At 63.9% G+C, this 17,209-nt stretch carries 18 protein-coding genes; 3 read left to right on the forward strand and 15 right to left on the reverse strand.

All coding sequences use genetic code 11. From position 1 onward, the window contains the following. Positions 1 to 3: 3 nt before the first annotated feature. On the reverse strand, positions 4 to 855 hold the full coding sequence (locus IAE33_RS11835; protein ID WP_201163639.1) for an STAS domain-containing protein: 852 nt from the start codon (positions 853 to 855) through the stop codon (positions 4 to 6). Positions 856 to 1,147: 292 nt separating this feature from the next. Between IAE33_RS11835 and IAE33_RS11840 the strand changes: the two genes are divergently transcribed. Continuing rightward, a complete protein-coding gene (locus IAE33_RS11840; RefSeq protein ID WP_201163640.1) occupies positions 1,148 to 1,615 on the forward strand; it encodes a hypothetical protein in 468 nt (155 codons plus the stop codon). A 14-nt stretch (positions 1,616 to 1,629) separates the two neighbouring features. Here the strand turns inward: IAE33_RS11840 and IAE33_RS11845 are convergent, their stop codons facing one another. The 9 genes from IAE33_RS11845 to IAE33_RS11885 form a co-directional block, all read right to left on the reverse strand. After that, a complete protein-coding gene (locus IAE33_RS11845) occupies positions 1,630 to 2,079 on the reverse strand; it encodes a hypothetical protein (protein ID WP_201163641.1) in 450 nt (149 codons plus the stop codon). A 216-nt stretch (positions 2,080 to 2,295) separates the two neighbouring features. After that, positions 2,296 to 3,687 (reverse strand): amino acid permease, encoded by a 1,392-nt coding sequence (locus IAE33_RS11850; protein ID WP_201163642.1) that lies wholly within the window; start codon positions 3,685 to 3,687, stop codon positions 2,296 to 2,298. Between the two features lie 317 nt (positions 3,688 to 4,004). Continuing rightward, the gene (locus IAE33_RS11855; RefSeq protein ID WP_201163643.1) at positions 4,005 to 4,766 is read right to left on the reverse strand and encodes an ABC transporter ATP-binding protein; all 762 of its coding nucleotides are present in this window, start codon (positions 4,764 to 4,766) and stop codon (positions 4,005 to 4,007) included. Continuing rightward, the gene (locus tag IAE33_RS11860) at positions 4,763 to 5,824 is read right to left on the reverse strand and encodes a FecCD family ABC transporter permease (RefSeq protein WP_060481663.1); all 1,062 of its coding nucleotides are present in this window, start codon (positions 5,822 to 5,824) and stop codon (positions 4,763 to 4,765) included. The genes IAE33_RS11855 and IAE33_RS11860 overlap by 4 nt, the downstream gene beginning before the upstream one ends. Then, positions 5,821 to 6,936 (reverse strand): ABC transporter substrate-binding protein, encoded by a 1,116-nt coding sequence (locus IAE33_RS11865; RefSeq protein ID WP_201163644.1) that lies wholly within the window; start codon positions 6,934 to 6,936, stop codon positions 5,821 to 5,823. Before IAE33_RS11865 ends, IAE33_RS11860 begins: the two co-directional genes overlap by 4 nt. A 129-nt stretch (positions 6,937 to 7,065) precedes the next feature. Beyond that, positions 7,066 to 8,076 carry a zinc-dependent alcohol dehydrogenase family protein gene (locus IAE33_RS11870; RefSeq protein ID WP_201163645.1) on the reverse strand — a complete coding sequence of 337 codons (1,011 nt, stop codon included), beginning with the start codon at positions 8,074 to 8,076 and terminating at the stop codon, positions 7,066 to 7,068. A 52-nt stretch (positions 8,077 to 8,128) separates the two neighbouring features. Further along, positions 8,129 to 8,719: an HAD family hydrolase gene (locus tag IAE33_RS11875; RefSeq protein ID WP_028632712.1), complete on the reverse strand. Its 591-nt coding sequence runs from the start codon at positions 8,717 to 8,719 to the stop codon at positions 8,129 to 8,131. After that, a complete protein-coding gene (gene tesB, locus IAE33_RS11880; protein ID WP_028632713.1) occupies positions 8,716 to 9,585 on the reverse strand; it encodes an acyl-CoA thioesterase II in 870 nt (289 codons plus the stop codon). The genes IAE33_RS11875 and tesB overlap by 4 nt, the downstream gene beginning before the upstream one ends. A 144-nt stretch (positions 9,586 to 9,729) precedes the next feature. After that, positions 9,730 to 10,302: a GNAT family N-acetyltransferase gene (locus IAE33_RS11885; RefSeq protein WP_028632714.1), complete on the reverse strand. Its 573-nt coding sequence runs from the start codon at positions 10,300 to 10,302 to the stop codon at positions 9,730 to 9,732. 154 nt (positions 10,303 to 10,456) lie between these two features. On the opposite strand from IAE33_RS11885, the gene IAE33_RS11890 reads away from it, so the two are divergent. Both IAE33_RS11890 and IAE33_RS11895 read left to right on the forward strand, forming a co-directional pair. Beyond that, entirely contained in the window at positions 10,457 to 11,371 is a 915-nt protein-coding gene (locus IAE33_RS11890; RefSeq protein WP_201163646.1) for a histone deacetylase family protein, read from the forward strand. 148 nt (positions 11,372 to 11,519) lie between these two features. Further along, positions 11,520 to 12,764, forward strand: a complete 1,245-nt coding sequence (locus IAE33_RS11895) for a TIGR03862 family flavoprotein (RefSeq protein ID WP_201163647.1) — start codon at positions 11,520 to 11,522, stop codon at positions 12,762 to 12,764. A gap of 48 nt (positions 12,765 to 12,812) precedes the next feature. Here the strand turns inward: IAE33_RS11895 and IAE33_RS11900 are convergent, their stop codons facing one another. From IAE33_RS11900 to IAE33_RS11920, 5 genes are all read right to left on the reverse strand, one after another. Beyond that, positions 12,813 to 14,144: a DEAD/DEAH box helicase gene (locus IAE33_RS11900; RefSeq protein ID WP_201163648.1), complete on the reverse strand. Its 1,332-nt coding sequence runs from the start codon at positions 14,142 to 14,144 to the stop codon at positions 12,813 to 12,815. A gap of 54 nt (positions 14,145 to 14,198) precedes the next feature. Continuing rightward, a complete protein-coding gene (gene yedA / locus IAE33_RS11905) occupies positions 14,199 to 15,107 on the reverse strand; it encodes a drug/metabolite exporter YedA (protein WP_201163649.1) in 909 nt (302 codons plus the stop codon). 102 nt (positions 15,108 to 15,209) lie between these two features. Beyond that, positions 15,210 to 15,815, reverse strand: coding sequence for a 3'-5' exonuclease (locus tag IAE33_RS11910; RefSeq protein ID WP_028632719.1), 606 nt, complete (start codon positions 15,813 to 15,815; stop codon positions 15,210 to 15,212). Positions 15,816 to 15,822: 7 nt separating this feature from the next. Then, complete coding sequence (locus tag IAE33_RS11915) at positions 15,823 to 16,302, reverse strand: LabA-like NYN domain-containing protein (RefSeq protein WP_028632720.1); 480 nt, start codon at positions 16,300 to 16,302, stop codon at positions 15,823 to 15,825. 75 nt (positions 16,303 to 16,377) lie between these two features. Then, on the reverse strand, positions 16,378 to 17,145 hold the full coding sequence (locus tag IAE33_RS11920; protein WP_201163650.1) for a DUF2076 domain-containing protein: 768 nt from the start codon (positions 17,143 to 17,145) through the stop codon (positions 16,378 to 16,380). Positions 17,146 to 17,209: the final 64 nt, after the last annotated feature.

Consider the following 17,209-nt stretch of genomic DNA (forward strand, 5'->3'; position numbering starts at 1 on the left):
GGCCTATACCCGCGGGCCGAGATCGCCGCCCACGCGGGTCAAGGCCAGTTTAAGGGCATCGGACAGGTTGGCTTTGGTGGTCAGGGTGCCAAGGTCCAGGCCCAGGTGCACGATGGTCTGGGCGATTTGTGGGCGGATGCCACTGATGATGCAGTCAGCGCCCATCAGGCGGATGGCGGTCACGGTCTTGAGCAGGTGTTGCGCCACCAGCGTGTCGACGGTCGGCACACCGGTGATGTCGATGATGGCAATTTCCGAACCGGTGTCGACGATACGCTGCAGCAGCGACTCCATCACCGTCTGGCTGCGTTGTGAATCCAGCGTGCCGATCAGGGGCAGCGCCAGTACGCCATCCCACAGCTTTACCACCGGGGTAGACAACTCAAGCAGTTCTTCCTGCTGGCGACGGATCACGGTTTCACGGGAAGCCTGATAGGTACGGATGGTGTGCATGCCCATGCTGTCGAGCAGCTCGGAGATCAGCCACAGCTGCTCGGCCAGGGTCGCCGGGTCGTCCCGGTAATGAGCCTGCAACAGGGCAAACAGCGGCCCCTTCAGCGCAAAGATGAAATACACCGTCTGGTGTGAGTCATGGCCCAGTTGCGCGCGGGTGGACGAGAGCTTTTCCAGGAAGCGGCGTACACCCTCCCAACCCGCACCAGCCAGGTTGTTGCCGCTACCGCTCTGCAGGCCTTCGCTGAGCAGTTGCAGGAACTCGCGGGTCTCCTGCTTCAGCGCCTGCTCCTTGAGGTTGCGCGTAGCACCGTTGGCTTCCAGGCTCGCAATCCATTGCTCAAGCAACTGCTCCTGGTTGCTGTTGATCGCGTCCAACGTACTGCCTTGCAGTGCTGCCATGTACCTGAGCTCCTGTAGCGAAAGCCGTCGCCTTCACGTGATGACCGGTGTTTTGTGAATGACATTTACCGGCCGAAATAGTTGTATTTGCGGCGCATTTAATTGCATTACGCCAGCCGTGGGTAGCCCCCAGGGCAGCGAGCTGAAAAAAAAAGCCTGCAACGCTTTAACGCTCAGCTCAGGGGGGCAGTACAAAAGCCAGTTATGGGGTGTACATTTCATCCAACGCCTATTAAAAATGTTTTTTTAATAACTGCTATTCGATGAGAATACGGTCAGAAGGAACTGACACATGAAAACCGCACGTATGCTCTTGCCACTGCTCATTAGCCTGGCAAGCAATACCGTACTCGCTGAGAACCTTGATCAGGACGCAGCCATTGCGCAAATAGGCCAGGTGCTGACCTGCAAACGCGCTGTGTCACCCGGCCAGTTCGCCGAGCTGGTCACGGCAGCCAAGGGTAAGGCTGTGGTGCAGGCCTCCGAATTGTCGGACGCCGAATACACCGTCCCCAAGCCTGTCGAGGTTTTTGGCCGCCCGATCACACGGCTGTCGGTGCACGACGCAGGTGACGGCGAGGGTGACTTCAATGAATACACGGGCCAGTTCAGTGGCGAAAGCCTGCAGACCGTCGCCAAGCTGGGGAATATCGCTCAGGACGATCTAGGCCACTACACGAAAGAAGTCGGTAAGCACGACCTGAGCTTGCGGGCGGAGGGTGGCAGCGCTGTTATCAGTTGCGCTAATAACAAACGCTAAGCACCGAGGGCGACTCAGTCCCTGCGCAGTCCGAGAACATGTTCACACAGGGCATCGCCCACCTGACCGATAAAACTTGCATAGAATGTTTTGCCCAGCATCAAGATGGGCGAGCCACTGAGTGAATCTGCCGCGGCATTGACGCCAATAGCACCGGTTTCTTCAGCCAGATTCAGCATGTTACTGGCATGCAGGGACTCATCACAGGGCTGCTGGTGGCACGTGGAGATCAGGTACTCCATCGCTGCCTCTTCGAGTGCTTGATACAGGTGAGTAGCCAGCGCGATCAAGGTTTCACGAATCAGCCCTGGGTCTACTTCCTGCGCTTCCAGCAACGCAAGCGCATGGGTGTCGGCCAGTGCCAGGAAATCGGCGTGCGTGTAGCCTGGCATCGGCGCAAACACGCCCTTTGGCAACTCCTCGGCACTGGCGGGCGATTCAGTAGGGCTAAAGCTGTCTTGCATGGGGGCCTCCTTGGACGGGTATGGACTACGGGCAGGACAACTGCCTGCAGCGCGCATCTTGCACTTGAATGGGTTGCTCTGCACGCTCACGCTGTATGGCAGGCGACGTTGCATAGCTTCCAACCAATAGCCCCGCCGACAAACTCAGCCCTTATAAAAAAGCAGGGCCGCAAAGCGGCCCCAGTCAATCCCGATTATCCCGCCAAGTAGAGGCGCTCACCCCACGGTACGCGCGCCAACAGGTTGCGCCTGACCCCGTGTGGTCACAATACCCAGGAAGGAAATCACGATCGCCAACCCCAAGGTCGAACTCACTTCAACCCGGTGTTCAGGCGTGTACATCATCACCGCCAGCGCTGCAGCGATGAAGATGATCACTGCCCAGGTCAGCCACGGGAACAGCCACATGCGGAATTTCAGCTCGGTGTTCTCGCGCTCCAGCCGGCGGCGCATCCGTAGCTGGGAGATGGCGATCACCATGTAAACCAGCAGCGCGATGGCGCCGGAACTGGCCAGCAGAAACTCGAACACGCCCTTGGGTGCGAAGTAGTTGAGCACCGCAATGGCGGCACCGATCAGCGTGCTGCCGAACACCGCAGCCCGTGGTACACCGACCCTGGAGGTATTTTTCAGCATGGCTGGTGCATCACCGCGCTTGGCCAGCGAGTACATCATGCGCGAGGCGATGTAGATGGAGGAGTTCATGCAACTGGTGACTGCCACCAGCACCACCAGGTCGACCATGAATGCAGCGTTGGGGATATTCATGATTTCCAGCGCACGCTGGTACGAACCCACTACTGCCAGTTGCGGGTCATTCCAGGGCACTACCGAGATGATCACGAAGATCGACAGGATGTAGAAGGTGCTGATACGCCAGATCACCGAGCGGGTGGCCTTGGCGATGTTGCGCGAAGGGTCGCTGGACTCGGACGCCGCGATGGTCACCGCCTCGGTACCAATGAAGCTGAACATCACGGTGATGAAGGCACCGACCACAGCCGCCCAGCCTTTGGGGGCAAAGCCGCCGTGCTCATTGATCAGCCCGCTGAGGCCACTGACTTCACGGTTGGGCAACCAGCCCATCAGCGCTGCGAAACCCAGGCCGATAAAGCCCAGGATGGCCGTGACCTTGAGGATGGCGAACCAGAATTCGAACTCGCCGTACTTGGCCACGCTGAACAGGTTGGTGCCGGCCAGCAACAGGACCGAGGCCAGGGCAAAGATCCAGCTGTCTACCTGAGGGAACCAGGCATTGAGCACGTGCCCAGCGGCCAGGGCTTCGATGGGAATCACCAGTACCCAGAACCACCAGTACAGCCAACCGATGGTATAGCCGGCCCAACGGCCAATGGCCTGTTCGGCATAGGTGGAGAAAGAACCGGTGTCGGGGTGCGCTACGGCCATTTCGCCGAGCATGCGCATGACCAGTACCACCAGGGTTCCGGCCACAAAATAGGAAACTATGGTTGCTGGCCCGGCCGCCGCGATGGCGTGACCCGAGCCGACGAAGAGTCCGGCGCCGATAATGCCCGCGATGGACAGCATCGTTACATGACGTGGCTTGAAACCTTGTGCAAGGTTGCCATCAGATCCCACGGTGTTCATTGATGTTGTTCTCTTTTTGCTGACACAAGGATGGACGGGCAGGCGTAGGCGAAAAAAGCTCCTTGGGATTCGGGGTGAAGGCAGGTTGCTAGCGCTCTGTTGTTGATGTGTGCAGCGCATCAAATGCAACGTGCCGGTGCGGTTCGGGCTTCATTTAAGCCCCGCAAGCATGTGGGAAATTACACGAGAACGCCTCGGAACTGTTCGATCACGACAGCGCTTTTCCAGCAACGCCAAATGTCGCGATTGGCATATCCGATCGCGCCACCGGGCCAGGCGAAGCTTTTGTTTTTCATTTGAATGTGCAGCAGGGCGCCTCAGGCCAGCGCCCGGTCCACCAGTACCTGCAACCGCCCCTGGGAGCAGCGTTCCACGCGTGCCTGCACGCCATAGACGTCTGCCAGCAGGTCCGGCTTGAGTACGTCAGCCGGGGCGCCGCAGGCGATTACCCTGCCCTCGCGCAGCACCACCAGCCAGTCGGCGTGGCTCGCCGCCAGGTTGATGTCATGCAGTACTGCCACGGCCAGCAACCGGTGCGCCTGCACGCGCTCACGCACGGCGTCCATCACCCGCAACTGGTAATGCAGGTCCAGTGCACTGGTGGGCTCGTCCAGCAGCAGTACCTGAGGGTTGCGCGCCAGCAACTGGGCCAGGGCCACCAGCTGGCGCTGGCCGCCCGACAGGCTGTCCAGCGAGCGCTCGGCCAGCCCTTCGATACCCAACTGGCGCAAGGCTTCGAAAGCATGGCCCAACAGGTTGTCGCTACTGCCCACGCGCAGGGCGGCAACGATGCTTTCGAGCACGCCCAGGGCAATGCCGGGGGGCAGTTGCTGGGGCATGTAGGCCAGGCGCCGCGAGCGCTCGGCAAAGCCCAGCCGGGTGACGTCCTGGCCGTCCAGGCTAAGGCCCCCGCGCATGCGCTCCAACCCCGCCAACGCACGCAGCAGGGTGGACTTGCCTGCGCCGTTGGGCCCCACAAGGGCCACCAGGCTGCCGGCCGGGAACGCCGGCATGCTCACCTCGTGCAGAATCTGCCGTGCCCCGTAGGCCACCGATACACCTTCGATCAACAGGCTCACAGTTTTCTCCCCCGGCGGAACACCAGCACCACGAAGATCGGCACCCCGACCAAAGCAGTGACGATACCCACCGGCACAATTACGCCGGGCATGATCGCCTTGCTGGCAATGGATGACAGCGACAGCATCAGCGCCCCCACCAGCGCACTGGCGGGCAACAGGAAACGCTGATCCTCGCCCACCAGCAAACGGGCGATATGCGGGCCCACCAGGCCGACGAAGCCGATGGTGCCAACGAAAGCCACCGCAGTTGCCGACAGCAGGCTGATGCGCAGCAGGGAGGCGAAACGCAGGCGGCGGGTGTCCACACCAAAGCTACGGGCGCGGTCCTCGCCCATGCGCAGCAGGGTCATGGCCGGCGCGGCGCGCAACGAGAACGGCAGCAGTACCGCCAGCACCAGCGCCAGAATGGCGAGCTTGTCCCAGTTGGCCCGGGCCAGGCTGCCCAAGGTCCAGAACACCAGTTGCTGCAGTACATCCTCGGTAGCCAGCAGTTGCAGCAGTGACACCAATGCGTTGCAGCTGAACACCAGGGCAATGCCAAACAGCACCAGGCTTTCCACGCCAGCGCCACGCAAGCGCGACATGGCCTGCAGCAGCACCACTGACAGGCAGGCGAACACGAACGCCATCACCGTGACCTGTACCCCCGGCGCCATCCAGGCGATGCCCAGCGGGTAGGCGATGGCCAGCGACGCGCCCAGCGCGGCAGACGATGACACCCCCAAGGTAAAGGGGCTGGCCAGCGGGTTGTCGAGGATCGCCTGCATTTCTGCGCCCGCCAGCGACAACGCTGCCCCCACCAGCACCGCCATCAGCGCGTACGGCAGCCGCACGTTCCAGATGATCACCCGCTCGGTGGCACTGAGGGTGGCCGGGTCGAACACCCCCTGCACCAGGCGCCCCAGGCTCATGCCCGACGCACCGCTGGCCAGGTCGCACAGCACCGAAACCAACAGCAGCAATGCCAGGGCGCCCACCAGCCAGGTGCGCCGCCACAGCACCCGGCGGTAGTGCCAGGCAGCCTGCTGGGCGCCGGGCAGAGCCTGCGCGGTCACTTGGCGTCGACCCAGTACTGGCCGTCCAGGCCTACCTTGAGCATGCGGTTGATTTCAGCCATGGTCGCCTGCGGGTCGAGGTCCTTGAAGCGCTCGGGGTGCACCCAGCGTGCCATGGCTTCGATAGCCAGAATATTGAACGGCGAATTATAGAAGTCATGCCACAGGCCATGGGCCTGGCCCGCCTTGATCGGCCGCAGCGGCGCGAATTCGGGGCGAGCGGTGATCTTGGCCAGGCTCTGGCGCGCGGTCTCGGTAGATACGCCAGCGCCCAGCAGCACGCCGGGCGCGCGGTTACCGGTGGCGATGTACACATCCGGGTCGGCCTGCAGCACGTACTCCACGCTCACATCACCCAGCGCACCGGGTACCACGTCAGCGCCAATGTTATGCCCGCCCACGGCCTGGACCACGCTGCCCAGGCCGCTTTTGCCGGTGGTGTGGCCAGGCGCCTGCCATACCCCTGCCAGCAGTTCCAGAAACACCTTGGGCCGTTCACTCTCCTTGAGCCCGGCCACCGCATCGGTCACCCGCTTCAGGTGGCGATCGTACAGGCTCAGGTACTCGGCAGCTTCCTGCTCGCGGCCCAGCACAGTGCCGAGCGCCTCCATGCTGACCCGCGTGTTCTTGATAGGGTGCACGCGGAAATCGATGAACAGCACCGGCACGCCAGCCTGCTCCAGCAGGTCAGCCACGGGGCTGTGCTGGGTGGGCCCTTCACCGGCGATGCTGAAGATCGCCAGGTCCGGCTTCAGGCCCAATATCTGCTCGGCGCTGACGCTTTGCTCGGAGGCCTGGCCAATCAGCGGCAGCTTGGCGATTTGCGGGTATTTCTGCGCATACACCTGGTAGGTATGCGGGTCCAGCAGGCGCATGTCGTTCTGCCAACCGACCACCCGCTGGAACGGGTCGTCACGGTCCAGCAGCGCCAGGGCGAAAAACAACCGCCCCTCGCCCAACACGATGCGTTGCGGTGTGTGGTCCAGCTTTACACTGCGCCCAAGCACGTCGGTGACTTGCAGGGCACTGGCCGGTTGAGTGAAGCCGAGGCAGGCTGCCAACAGCAGCAAGGCAGGCAGCACACGCTGCCAAAAACGGAGGAACAGGCACATCGGGGCATCCTCTGGAAGAGAATCAGTCGCAACGGAGCCGGCCATTCTAGCCAGCCACCTGCGCTGCCGATGTGCGCGAATGTATTGGCGCGCAGCCGCGCCATTACATTCCATTACCCCAATCGCCTGCTACCACGTCAGGCAGATCTTGCCGAAATGGCGGTTGCTCTCCTGATAGCGGAACGCCTCGACGATCTGCTCCAGCTCAAAATGCTTGTCCACCACTGGGCGCAAGCCATTGGCATCGATCGCCCGCACCATCGCCTGTTGCTGCGCGCGGCTGCCTACCAGCACCCCCTGCAGGCGAATCTGCCTCACCAGTGCCTGCACCAGCGGCAGTTGCCCGGCCACGCCGGTCAGAATGCCGATCAGCGATACGTGCCCGCCGATGCGCGCGGCAATCATGGACTGTTCCAAGGTGGCCGGCCCGCCCACCTCTATTACATGGTCAACACCGCGGTTGTCGGTCAATGCCCGCACCTTATCGCCCCAGGCCGGGGTCGAGGTGTAATTAATGAGATGGTCGGCGCCCAGCGCCTTCAGGCGCTCGAGCTTGGCATCGCTGGACGAGGTGGCGATAACCGTGGCACCAGCCAGTTTGGCGAACTGCAGGGCGAAGACAGACACGCCGCCCGTGCCTTGCACCAGTACCGTGTCGCCTGGCTTGAGGCGGTCGTCGCTCATCAACGCCCGCCACGCCGTCAGGCCTGCGGTGGTGAGAGTGGCGGCCTCGGCATGGCTAAAGCCCTTCGGGGCCCGGGTGAACGCCGTGGCAGGCGCCGTTACCTGCCCGCGGGCATAGCCGTCCAGGCCATCGCCAGGCACCCTGGCAAAGCCTTCGACGTTGGCCTGGCCATCCAGCCAGTCAGGGAAGAAGGTGCTGACCACGCTGTCGCCTGCCTGAAACTCGGTCACCCCACTGCCCACTGCCACCACTTCACCGGCACCATCGGCCATGGGGATGCGCCGCTCACTGGGGCCCCACATGCCGCTGACCACGGCAAAATCATGGTAGTTGAGCGAGCTGGCGTGCAGGCGCACGGTAATCTCGTCTGCGCCTGGTGCCGCTGCCTCGCTGGTGCCGACTTCGACCTTGTCGTAGCCGCCGCCCGGCTGAACGTAGATGGCCTTGCTGATCATGGATGGTTGCTCCATTCAGGGGAAAGGGTGCGGGTGAGCATAGACGGGCTGGTCAACCCAGCATCGCCCTCAAGGCGTGGCAATCGGCAGCGTGGCGGTCGGCAAGCCCGGGCCAGGGGTTTTCCGGCAGGTTCACCAGCACCGTCCCGGCGCCGGCTGCTCGCCCACACGCCAGGTCGAAGCGGTGATCGCCTACCATCACCAGTTCGCTGGGGGCAACGCCCCAGGCGCTGGCAATTTTCAGCAACCCGTCGGGGCTCGGCTTGGGCGCGGCTTCGTCACGCCCAAGAATCTGTGATACCGCAAAATAGTCTGCCAGGCCGATGGCCTCGAGGGTCACGTGCGCCAGCTCACGGGCATTACGGGTAAGAATACCCAGGCGGCAGCCGCGGCCCGCAAGCTCACGCACCAGGTCCACTGCGCCATCGGCAGCCGTCGAGGCATGGGCCAGCTCACGTTCGTGCGCCAGCAGCCAGGCATGCTTGGCGGCTGCTTCGTCTTCGGGCAGGGCGGCCAAGTGGGTGAGAATGTCGGCTGCAGGCGGGATATCGAGCGCCACGCGGATGGCTGCAAAGTCATGCACCGCCACCGTCAGGGTGCCGTCCATGTCGAACACCCAGTGGCGAACCCCGCCCAGGTTCATGCCCAGTCCTTGCGGTGGCGGATTAACCCTTCCTGGCTGGAAGAAGCCACCAGTTGCCCGGCCTGGTTGAAGATGCTGCCGCGGCAGAAGCCACGGGCGTTGCCCGCCCACGGGCTGTCAGTGGCATACAGCAGCCACTCGTCCGCACGCAGGTTGCCGTGGAACCACAGCGAATGGTCCAGGCTGGCGATTTGCATGTCACGCTGCCACACCGACTTGCCATGGGGCAGCAGCGAAGTGGTCAGCAGGCCGAAGTCCGAGGCGTAGGCCAGCAGGTATTTGTGCAGGGCGGGGATGTCTGGCAGTTTGCCGTCGGCGCGGAACCAGGCGTACTTCACCGGGTCGCCGGGCTTGGGGTTGAACGGGTCACGCTCGGTCACCGGGCGGATCTCGATGGGCTTGGCGCACAGCACCTTGTCACGGATGCGCTCAGGCAGCTGCTCGGCCATGGCACTGGCCAGCTCCACCTCGGTAGGCAGGTTTTCCGGGCCGACCACATCGGGCATTGGTGCCTGGTGGGTGAAGCTCTCCTCGTCATACTGGAACGAGGCGCTGCAGGTGAAAATAGTCTGGCCCTTCTGGATCGCCGTCACGCGCCGGGTGCTGAAACTGCCGCCATCGCGCACGCGGTCCACTGAATACACCACTGGCAAGCTGGCGTCGCCCGGGCGCAGGAAGTAGCCATGCAACGAATGCACGTGGCGGGCGTCTTCCACAGTCTGGCTGGCGGCCGACAGCGACTGCCCCAGCACCTGGCCACCGTAGAGCTGGCGGAAGCCCAGGTCCTGGCTGCGCCCGCGGAACAGGTTTTCTTCGATGGGTTCGAGGCTCAACAGGTCGACCAGGTCGTCCAACACATGGCTCATCGGTGGGGTTCTCCTTCTTGGCGAGCCTGGCTCGCGGTGCGCCAGCAGGCGACACATGATTCAACGGCGCTGTACCGGCAACGGCCAGCCCCTTCCAATGCGGGAAATAATACAGGGTTTGACAGCACTGCCACCCCTGGCGGTTCAGTCGGTGCGCAGGGTCTGCTCCCAGCGGGCGCGGTCGATACGGTAAAGCACGTGCGGCCGCAAGGGGTGGCCGGCAGCAATGCGAGGGTGCTCGAAACTGCCTGCCTCGTCCTGCTGCATGCCGATGGCCTGCATGACCTTTTGCGAGGGCAGGTTCAGCTGGCTGGTGAACGACACCACCTCGTTCAACCGCAACTGGGCGAAGGCGCAACGCAGGCACGTCCAGGCCGCCTCACTGGCAAACCCCAGGCCCCAGTGGCGGCGGGCAAGCCGCCAGCCTATTTCCACCGCCGGGGCAAAGGGCGCGTCGAAGTTGACCTTGAGCAGGCCGGCCATGCCAATGAATGCCCCGCTGTCCTTGCGCTCCAGCGCCCACAGGCCGAAGCCGTATTCATTGAAGTGGCCCCGCAGGCGGCCAATCAGCCCGGCGGCCTCCAGCCGGGTCAGCGGCGCCGGAAAGTAACGCATCACCTGCGGGTCTGCGCACAACGCAGCAAACTCGCGCAGGTCATCGTCATGCCATTGGCGCAATACCAGGCGGGCGCTTTCCAGTTGCAGGATGGGGGTCATTGCGGGTTGCTCCGGTCACGGCATGCTTGAGGCAAGTTTAGCGCTGGCAGCGATCAGGGGGTGCCACACGCCTGGTATGAGATGCCCGATTGCCCGAGAAAGTGCACCCTCGATAATGGCAAGATCACCACTGCCCCCGGAATGTGAGCGCCCCATGCCGTTGCCGCTGATCTATCACGAAGACTACAGCCCGGAGTTTCCGGCAGACCATCGCTTCCCGATGGAAAAATTCCGCCTGCTGCACGATCACCTGGTCGACACCGGCCTGACGACCGACCAGGCGCTGTTACGGCCAGAGATCTGCCCGGTCGACATTCTGGCCCTGGCCCACGACCGCCAGTACATCCAGCGCTACATGCAAGGTGAACTGCCCCGCGAAGACCAGCGGCGCCTTGGCCTGCCCTGGAGCGAGGCGCTGGCCAGGCGTACCGTGCGGGCAGTCGGCGGCTCGCTGCTCACCGCAGAAATGGCTTTGCAGCACGGCGTTGCCTGCCACCTGGCGGGCGGCACCCACCACGCCCATTACGACCACCCGGCGGGCTTCTGCATCTTCAACGACCTGGCCGTGATCAGCCGCTACTTGCTGGAAGCAGGCCGTGTGCATCGGGTGCTGATCTTCGACTGCGATGTGCACCAGGGCGACGGCACCGCACGTATCCTGCAGGACACCCCGGAAGCCATCACCGTGTCGCTGCACTGCGAGCAGAACTTCCCGGCACGCAAGGCCCACAGTGACTGGGATATCCCCCTGCCTCGGGGCATGGGCGATGAAGCCTACCTGAAGGTGGTGGACGATGCCTTGAACTACCTGCTGCCGCTCTATCAACCCGACCTGGTGCTGTATGACGCCGGTGTGGATGTGCACAAGGACGATGCACTGGGCTACCTGCAACTGACAGACGCAGGCGTTGCTGCACGTGATAAAGCGGTACTGCGGCATTGCCTGGGCAGGGACATTCCGGTGGCAGCCGTTATAGGGGGTGGCTACAGCAAGGACCGGGAGGCCCTGGCCCGGCGCCACGGTATTCTGCACCGCAGTGCCGCGCAGGTTTTGAGTTGTTCACAATGACTGTGGAACCGCTTGTGGATAACCTGCGCGAAAGACGCTGCAGGCCTTGCCAATCAAAGCCTGCAGAGACATGATCATTTTTTGAGCAGTACGCTCAGGGGTGTGGTTGCGCTAGAATGCGCCACTTTTCCACAGCCTGTTGCCTACCATGCCTGACCGTACCTGCCCCCCATCCCCTCCCGCCGTCGTCATCGGCGCAGGCCCTGCCGGCCTGATGGCAGCCGAAGCCCTGGCCCAGGCGGGCTTGGCTGTGGAGGTGTTCGACGCCATGCCCTCGGTAGGGCGCAAGTTCCTGCTGGCGGGCGTGGGGGGCATGAACATCACCCATTCCGAGGCTTACCCGGCGTTCGTGAGCCGTTATGCCGAGCGCCAGCCTGAGATCGACGCTCTGCTGCGTGGCTTCGATGCCGACGCACTGCGCCAGTGGATACACGGCTTGGGCATCGAAACGTTTGTGGGCACCTCAGGCCGGGTTTTCCCCAGCGACATGAAAGCCGCCCCTTTGCTGCGTGCCTGGCTCAAGCGCCTGCGCGACACCGGGGTAGATATCCACACCCGACATCGCTGGCTGGGCTGGAGCCCCGAGGGCGCGCTGCGGCTTGCTTATCCACAGGGCGAACGGCGGGTCGAAGCGGCTGTGGTGGTGCTGGCGCTGGGCGGTGGCAGCTGGGCGCGCCTGGGCTCTGATGGCAGTTGGCAGGCATTGCTGGCGCAGCGGGCTGTGGATATCGCCCCGTTGCAGCCAAGCAACTGCGGCTTCGAGGTTGAGGGCTGGAGCGCACTGCTGCAGCAGAAGTTTGCCGGTGCACCGCTGAAGAACATTGCCCTGAGCGTGCCGGGCAGCCCCCCACGCAAGGGCGAGTTCATTCTCACGGCCCAAGGCGTGGAAGGCAGCCTGGTGTATGCCTGGTCGGCAGCCGTACGCGAAGCCATCAACCGTACCGGCCAGGGGCAGTTGTTGCTGGACCTGCTGCCGGACAAGCCTGTGGACAAAATTGCCCAGGCCCTGGCCAGGCCCCGCGGCTCGCGCTCCATGGCCAGGCATCTGCAAGGTCAGCTGGGTATCGATGGGGTCAAGGCAGCCTTGCTGCGCGAGCTGACCGATCAGGCTACGTTTGCCAACCCCGATGCATTGGCCCGGGCGATCAAGGCCTTGCCAATCACCCTGGTGCGCACCCGCCCCCTGGATGAAGCCATCAGCAGCGCGGGCGGCGTGCGGTTCGAAGGGCTGGACGATGGGTTGATGGTCAAGGGCATGCCGGGGGTGTTCTGTGCCGGCGAGATGCTCGACTGGGAGGCACCGACCGGCGGCTACCTGCTGACCGCGTGCTTTGCCAGCGGGCTGCGCGCAGGGCGCGCAGCCGCGCACTGGTTGGCCGCCCTGCGAGGGTAATGGGCGCCGCGCAGCGGCGCATCGCGAGCTACGCTCGCGCCTACAGGGTCAGGGTTTGCGCTTGCGGGGGCCGCCGTTGAAGCTGGGCACCTTGCGCACGGCCTTCACTGCCGGTTGCGCACTGCCCGCCTCGGCACTGTCCATCCAGCGGCCCAAACCGCGCTTGGCGCTGGTTTCCTTGGGCTTTTTGGGTTTTTTCGGCTTCTTGATCACCTGGCCACTGGCATCGGTCAACGGTACCCGGTGCTCGGGGATAAAATCCGGCTCCTCGTGACGCGGCAGGCTTTGCCGGGTCAGCACTTCAATGGCGCCCAGCAGTTGCACCTCGTCTGCACACACCAGCGAAATCGCCTCACCGGTGTTGCCGGCGCGTCCGGTACGGCCAATGCGGTGGACGTAATCCTCCGCAACGATGGGCAAGTCCAGGTTGACCACCAGCGGCAGGTCATCGATGTCCAGGCCACGGGCGGCTACATCAGTGGCCACCAGCACCTGCACCTCACGTGCCTTGAAACTGTCCAGCGCACGCTGGCGCGTCGCCTGTGGCCGGTCACCGTGGATACCATCGGCATTCACGCCCTCGGCCAGCAGCCGCTCAACCAGCTGATCGACGCCGTTACGGGTCTTGGCGAAGACCAGCACCTGCTTCCAGCGCTGCTTACGCAGCAGGTGGCAGAACAGGTCCGGCTTGCGCTTCTTGTCCACCGGCACCACCCACTGCTTGACGCTGGAAGCTGTAGCGTTGCGCGGGCTTACCTCGATGCTCAGCGGGTCATTAAGGGCGAGGCCCGCCAGCATGCGGATCTGGTCCGAGAACGTGGCCGAAAACAGCAGGGTCTGGCGCTTGCGCGGCAGTGCGGCGTAGACCGATTGCAGTTCTTCGGCAAACCCCAGGTCAAGCATGCGGTCCGCTTCGTCCAGCACCAGCGTCTGTACCTGGTTGAACTTCACTGCGTTCTGGCGGAACAGGTCGAGCAGCCGGCCAGGGGTGGCCACCAGCACGTCGACACCACGGCGCAGGCGCATCATCTGCGGGTTGATACTGACCCCGCCGTACACGGCATAGGTACTCAGGGGCAGGTTTTCGGCATATTCGCGCACGTTGTTGTGCACCTGCTCAGCCAGTTCGCGGGTGGGCACCAGTACCAGGGCACGAATCGAGTTGGGCGCGACCTTCTCGCCTTCCAGCGCCAGGCGCTGCAGCAGAGGCAGGGCAAAGCCTGCGGTCTTGCCGGTGCCGGTCTGGGCCGCGGCCATCAGGTCGCGACCGGCCAGCACGGCGGGGATGGCCTTGGCCTGCACCGGGGTGGGGGTGGTGTAGTCCAGTTGCTGCAGGGTGCGCAGCAGCGGTTCGATCAGGCCGAGTTTGGCGAAATTCATGGCAATACCATCAGGGGTTCAGCGAAGGCGGCAAGTCTACCGCATCACCCCGGCCTACTTGCAGGTTTCACCGGTAGCCGGAGGCGCCTTGCGCCACTGCGGCAGGCCGATCAGCACCACCGCTCCGATGATCACGGCCATCGCCACGCACTCCTCGGCGCCGATGTGCTCCCCGGCAAAGGCGATGCCCAACAGCACGGCGACCGCCGGGTTGACGTAGGCATAGCTGGTGGCGGCCGCCGGGCGTACATGCTTGAGCAGGTACAGGTAGGCGCTGAACGCCAGAATGGAGCCGAAGAACACCAGATACGCCAGCGCCCCCCAGCCAGCAGCGGTAGGCATGTGCGTCATGCGCTCGCCCGACAGCAGGCTGACCACCAGCAGCACAGCGCCGCCAACCAACATCTGCGCAGCACTGGCCATAGGCCCCTGGGGCATCGGCAGGCGCTTGCTCCACACCGAGCCAAACGCCCAGGACGCTGCCGCAAAAATCAGCAAAGCCGCGCCCATCGGGCTGGCCTGCAGGTTGGACCCCAGGTTCAACAGTGCGATACCCAGCAGCCCCAGCGCGATGCCTGCCCATTCCAGCCTGGAGTTGCGATAGCCGAACATCAGGCCGAACAGCAAGGTGAACAGCGGTACGGTTGCCACCGCCAGCGCGGCCACCCCGGACGCCACCCCGGCATGCTCGGCCACAGTCACCGCACCGTTGCCACAGCTGAGCAGCAGAAAGCCGACGGCGCCCGCTGCCCGCCACTGTACCCACGTTGGCGCGGGGGCTCCGCGCCAGCGCATGAAGCCATACAACAGGCTACCGGCGATCACAAAGCGCACACCCGCCATGAGCATCGGCGGCCAGCTTTCCACACCAATGCGGATGAACAGGTAAGTGGATCCCCACACCAGGTACAAGGCCAGGAAGGCGCCGATCAGCACCAGAGGAAAGCGACGGGGGGCAGGCATGGGCACACTCGAAATCCGTTTACGGGTGGTGCAGTGTAACGGCGCCCGCTGGGCGCGCTACGTTACAGAGCGGGGTGAAATCAGCAGCACACTTGGCTGTTTTCAGCAGTACCTGGCCAACGCCTCGCGAACCTTGGCAGCGGGCGTTTTCTGCAGGCGGCACAGCAGGTCGTGGGACAGCTGTTGCACACCATGGCTCTGGCGCAGCACACCCGCCAGGTGTTGCAGCAGGTTGGCGGCCATTTCGGCATCGGCCATCGCCCGGTGAGCAGTGCCGGTTTGTGGCAGCCCGGCCCAGCGGGTCAGGGTGCCCAGTTTGTGGTTGGGCGCCGCTGGCAACAAGCGCCGCGACAGTAACAGGGAGCAGGCGAACGACTGGCTGCGGCTACGGCCAATGCGGCCCAGCTCGTAGTCCCAGAATTTCTGGTCGAAGGACGCATTGTGGGCCAGCAACGGCGTAGCCCCGACAAATTCGGCGACTTCGTTCATCACCAGGTCCACCGGCGGCGCCTGGCGCACCATGGCCGTGGTGATGCCCGTGAGGCCGGCGACGAAGGCCGGCACCGGCACGCCGGCGTTCATCAGGCTTTGATAACGCGCCACGATACGGCCGCGCTCCAGCATTACCACCGCCACTTCGGTCGCGCGGCAGCCAGTACCCGGGGATATCCCGGTGGTTTCAAAGTCGATGACAGCAATACGTTCCATGGAAAACCTAGTGTTTGAGCAACAGCGCGCCCTCGATGGGCACATAGCGGGTGGCGGCGCGGATCAGTGACAAGGCTGTCAGCCCGGGCACACCATACACCACAGCGTCGGCGCCGTGGCGCTGGATGACACGCTCCAGCAGCAGGTCGAAATCCCCATCGCCCGACGCCAGCACCACTTGGTCCACACGGCTGGCCGCATCGATCACATCCAGGGTGATCCCCACATCCCAGTCACCCTTGGCCGAGCCGTCGCTGCGCTGAATGTAGGGCTTCAGACGTACCTCGAAACCGAGGTTGCGCAAGATCTGCTGGAACTGTTGCTGCTTGCTGTCGCCACGGTCGATGGCGTAGGCGAACGCCTCGACGATCTGGCCTTCACGGCTGACCTGGTTCCACAAGGCGGTGTAGTTGAAATGGCAACCGTGGGCCTGGCGCACGGTGTAGTAGAGGTTCTGCACATCGGCGAACAGCGCGATCTTCTTCACCTCGGCACCTCTGGTCTGGCTCAATGACAGGAGGGCGCCATGCGCCCCCCTAAAGCCAGCAGTATGCCAGACCTGTCAGACGTAGGAGTCGTCGTCGTCGAAGAACCCGCCCTCGTCGCCGCCGTAGTCGGCATCGGAGTAACCGCCCTGGTCACTGCCCCAGCCGCCGTTGTCGGCCACCTGCTGCTGACCACCCTGGTCGTTCCAGCCACCATTGTCGCTGGCCGGTGACGGCTCTTCCTTGATCACCTCGACCACCTCTTCAGGCTGCGAGTTGTGGTTGAACAGGCTGCTGATGCCTTGCGCCAGCAACACGCCCCCCGCTACACCCGCGGCGGTCTGCATGGCGCCGCCCAGGAAGCTGCTGGCACCACTGCGGGCAGGGGCAGGGGCCGCGCCAACACCAGGTTGCTGGGCCTGCGGCTGAGAAAAGCCTGGGGCCGACGGCTCGCGCCAGCCCCCAGCGGACGGCGCTACGGGGGCCGCAGCAGGCCGTTGCGGCTGCGCAGCCGGGGCTGCACTGCGCCCGCCCGTGCCAAAGATGCTCGACAGAAAACCGCCGCCACCCGAGCTGGGCGCGGCATTGCCTGCCTGCGCAGCCTCGGCCTGGGCGCGCGCTTGCTTGAGCTCGGCCTGCAGCTGCTTGTTCTGCTCGTCCAGCTGCTTGATGGCAGCCTCTTGTACCAGAATCGCCTGGGCCATGTAGTACGGCGCCGCCGGCTGCTGACGCAGGTGCGCTTCGATGCAGGCCATGGCCTGGGCATCGCGAGGCTGGTTCGGGTCCTCGGCTTGCTTGATGCGGCCAAACAGGCCATCGATCAGGGTTTGTTCTTCGGTATTCATGGGCGACCTCGTGGGTAGCAGGGCAACGGACAGCATCAAAGATGGGGCGTGACGGCGCCTGATT

This window comes from Pseudomonas sp. S60 (assembly GCF_016647865.1).
GTDB lineage: Bacteria > Pseudomonadota > Gammaproteobacteria > Pseudomonadales > Pseudomonadaceae > Aquipseudomonas > Aquipseudomonas parafulva.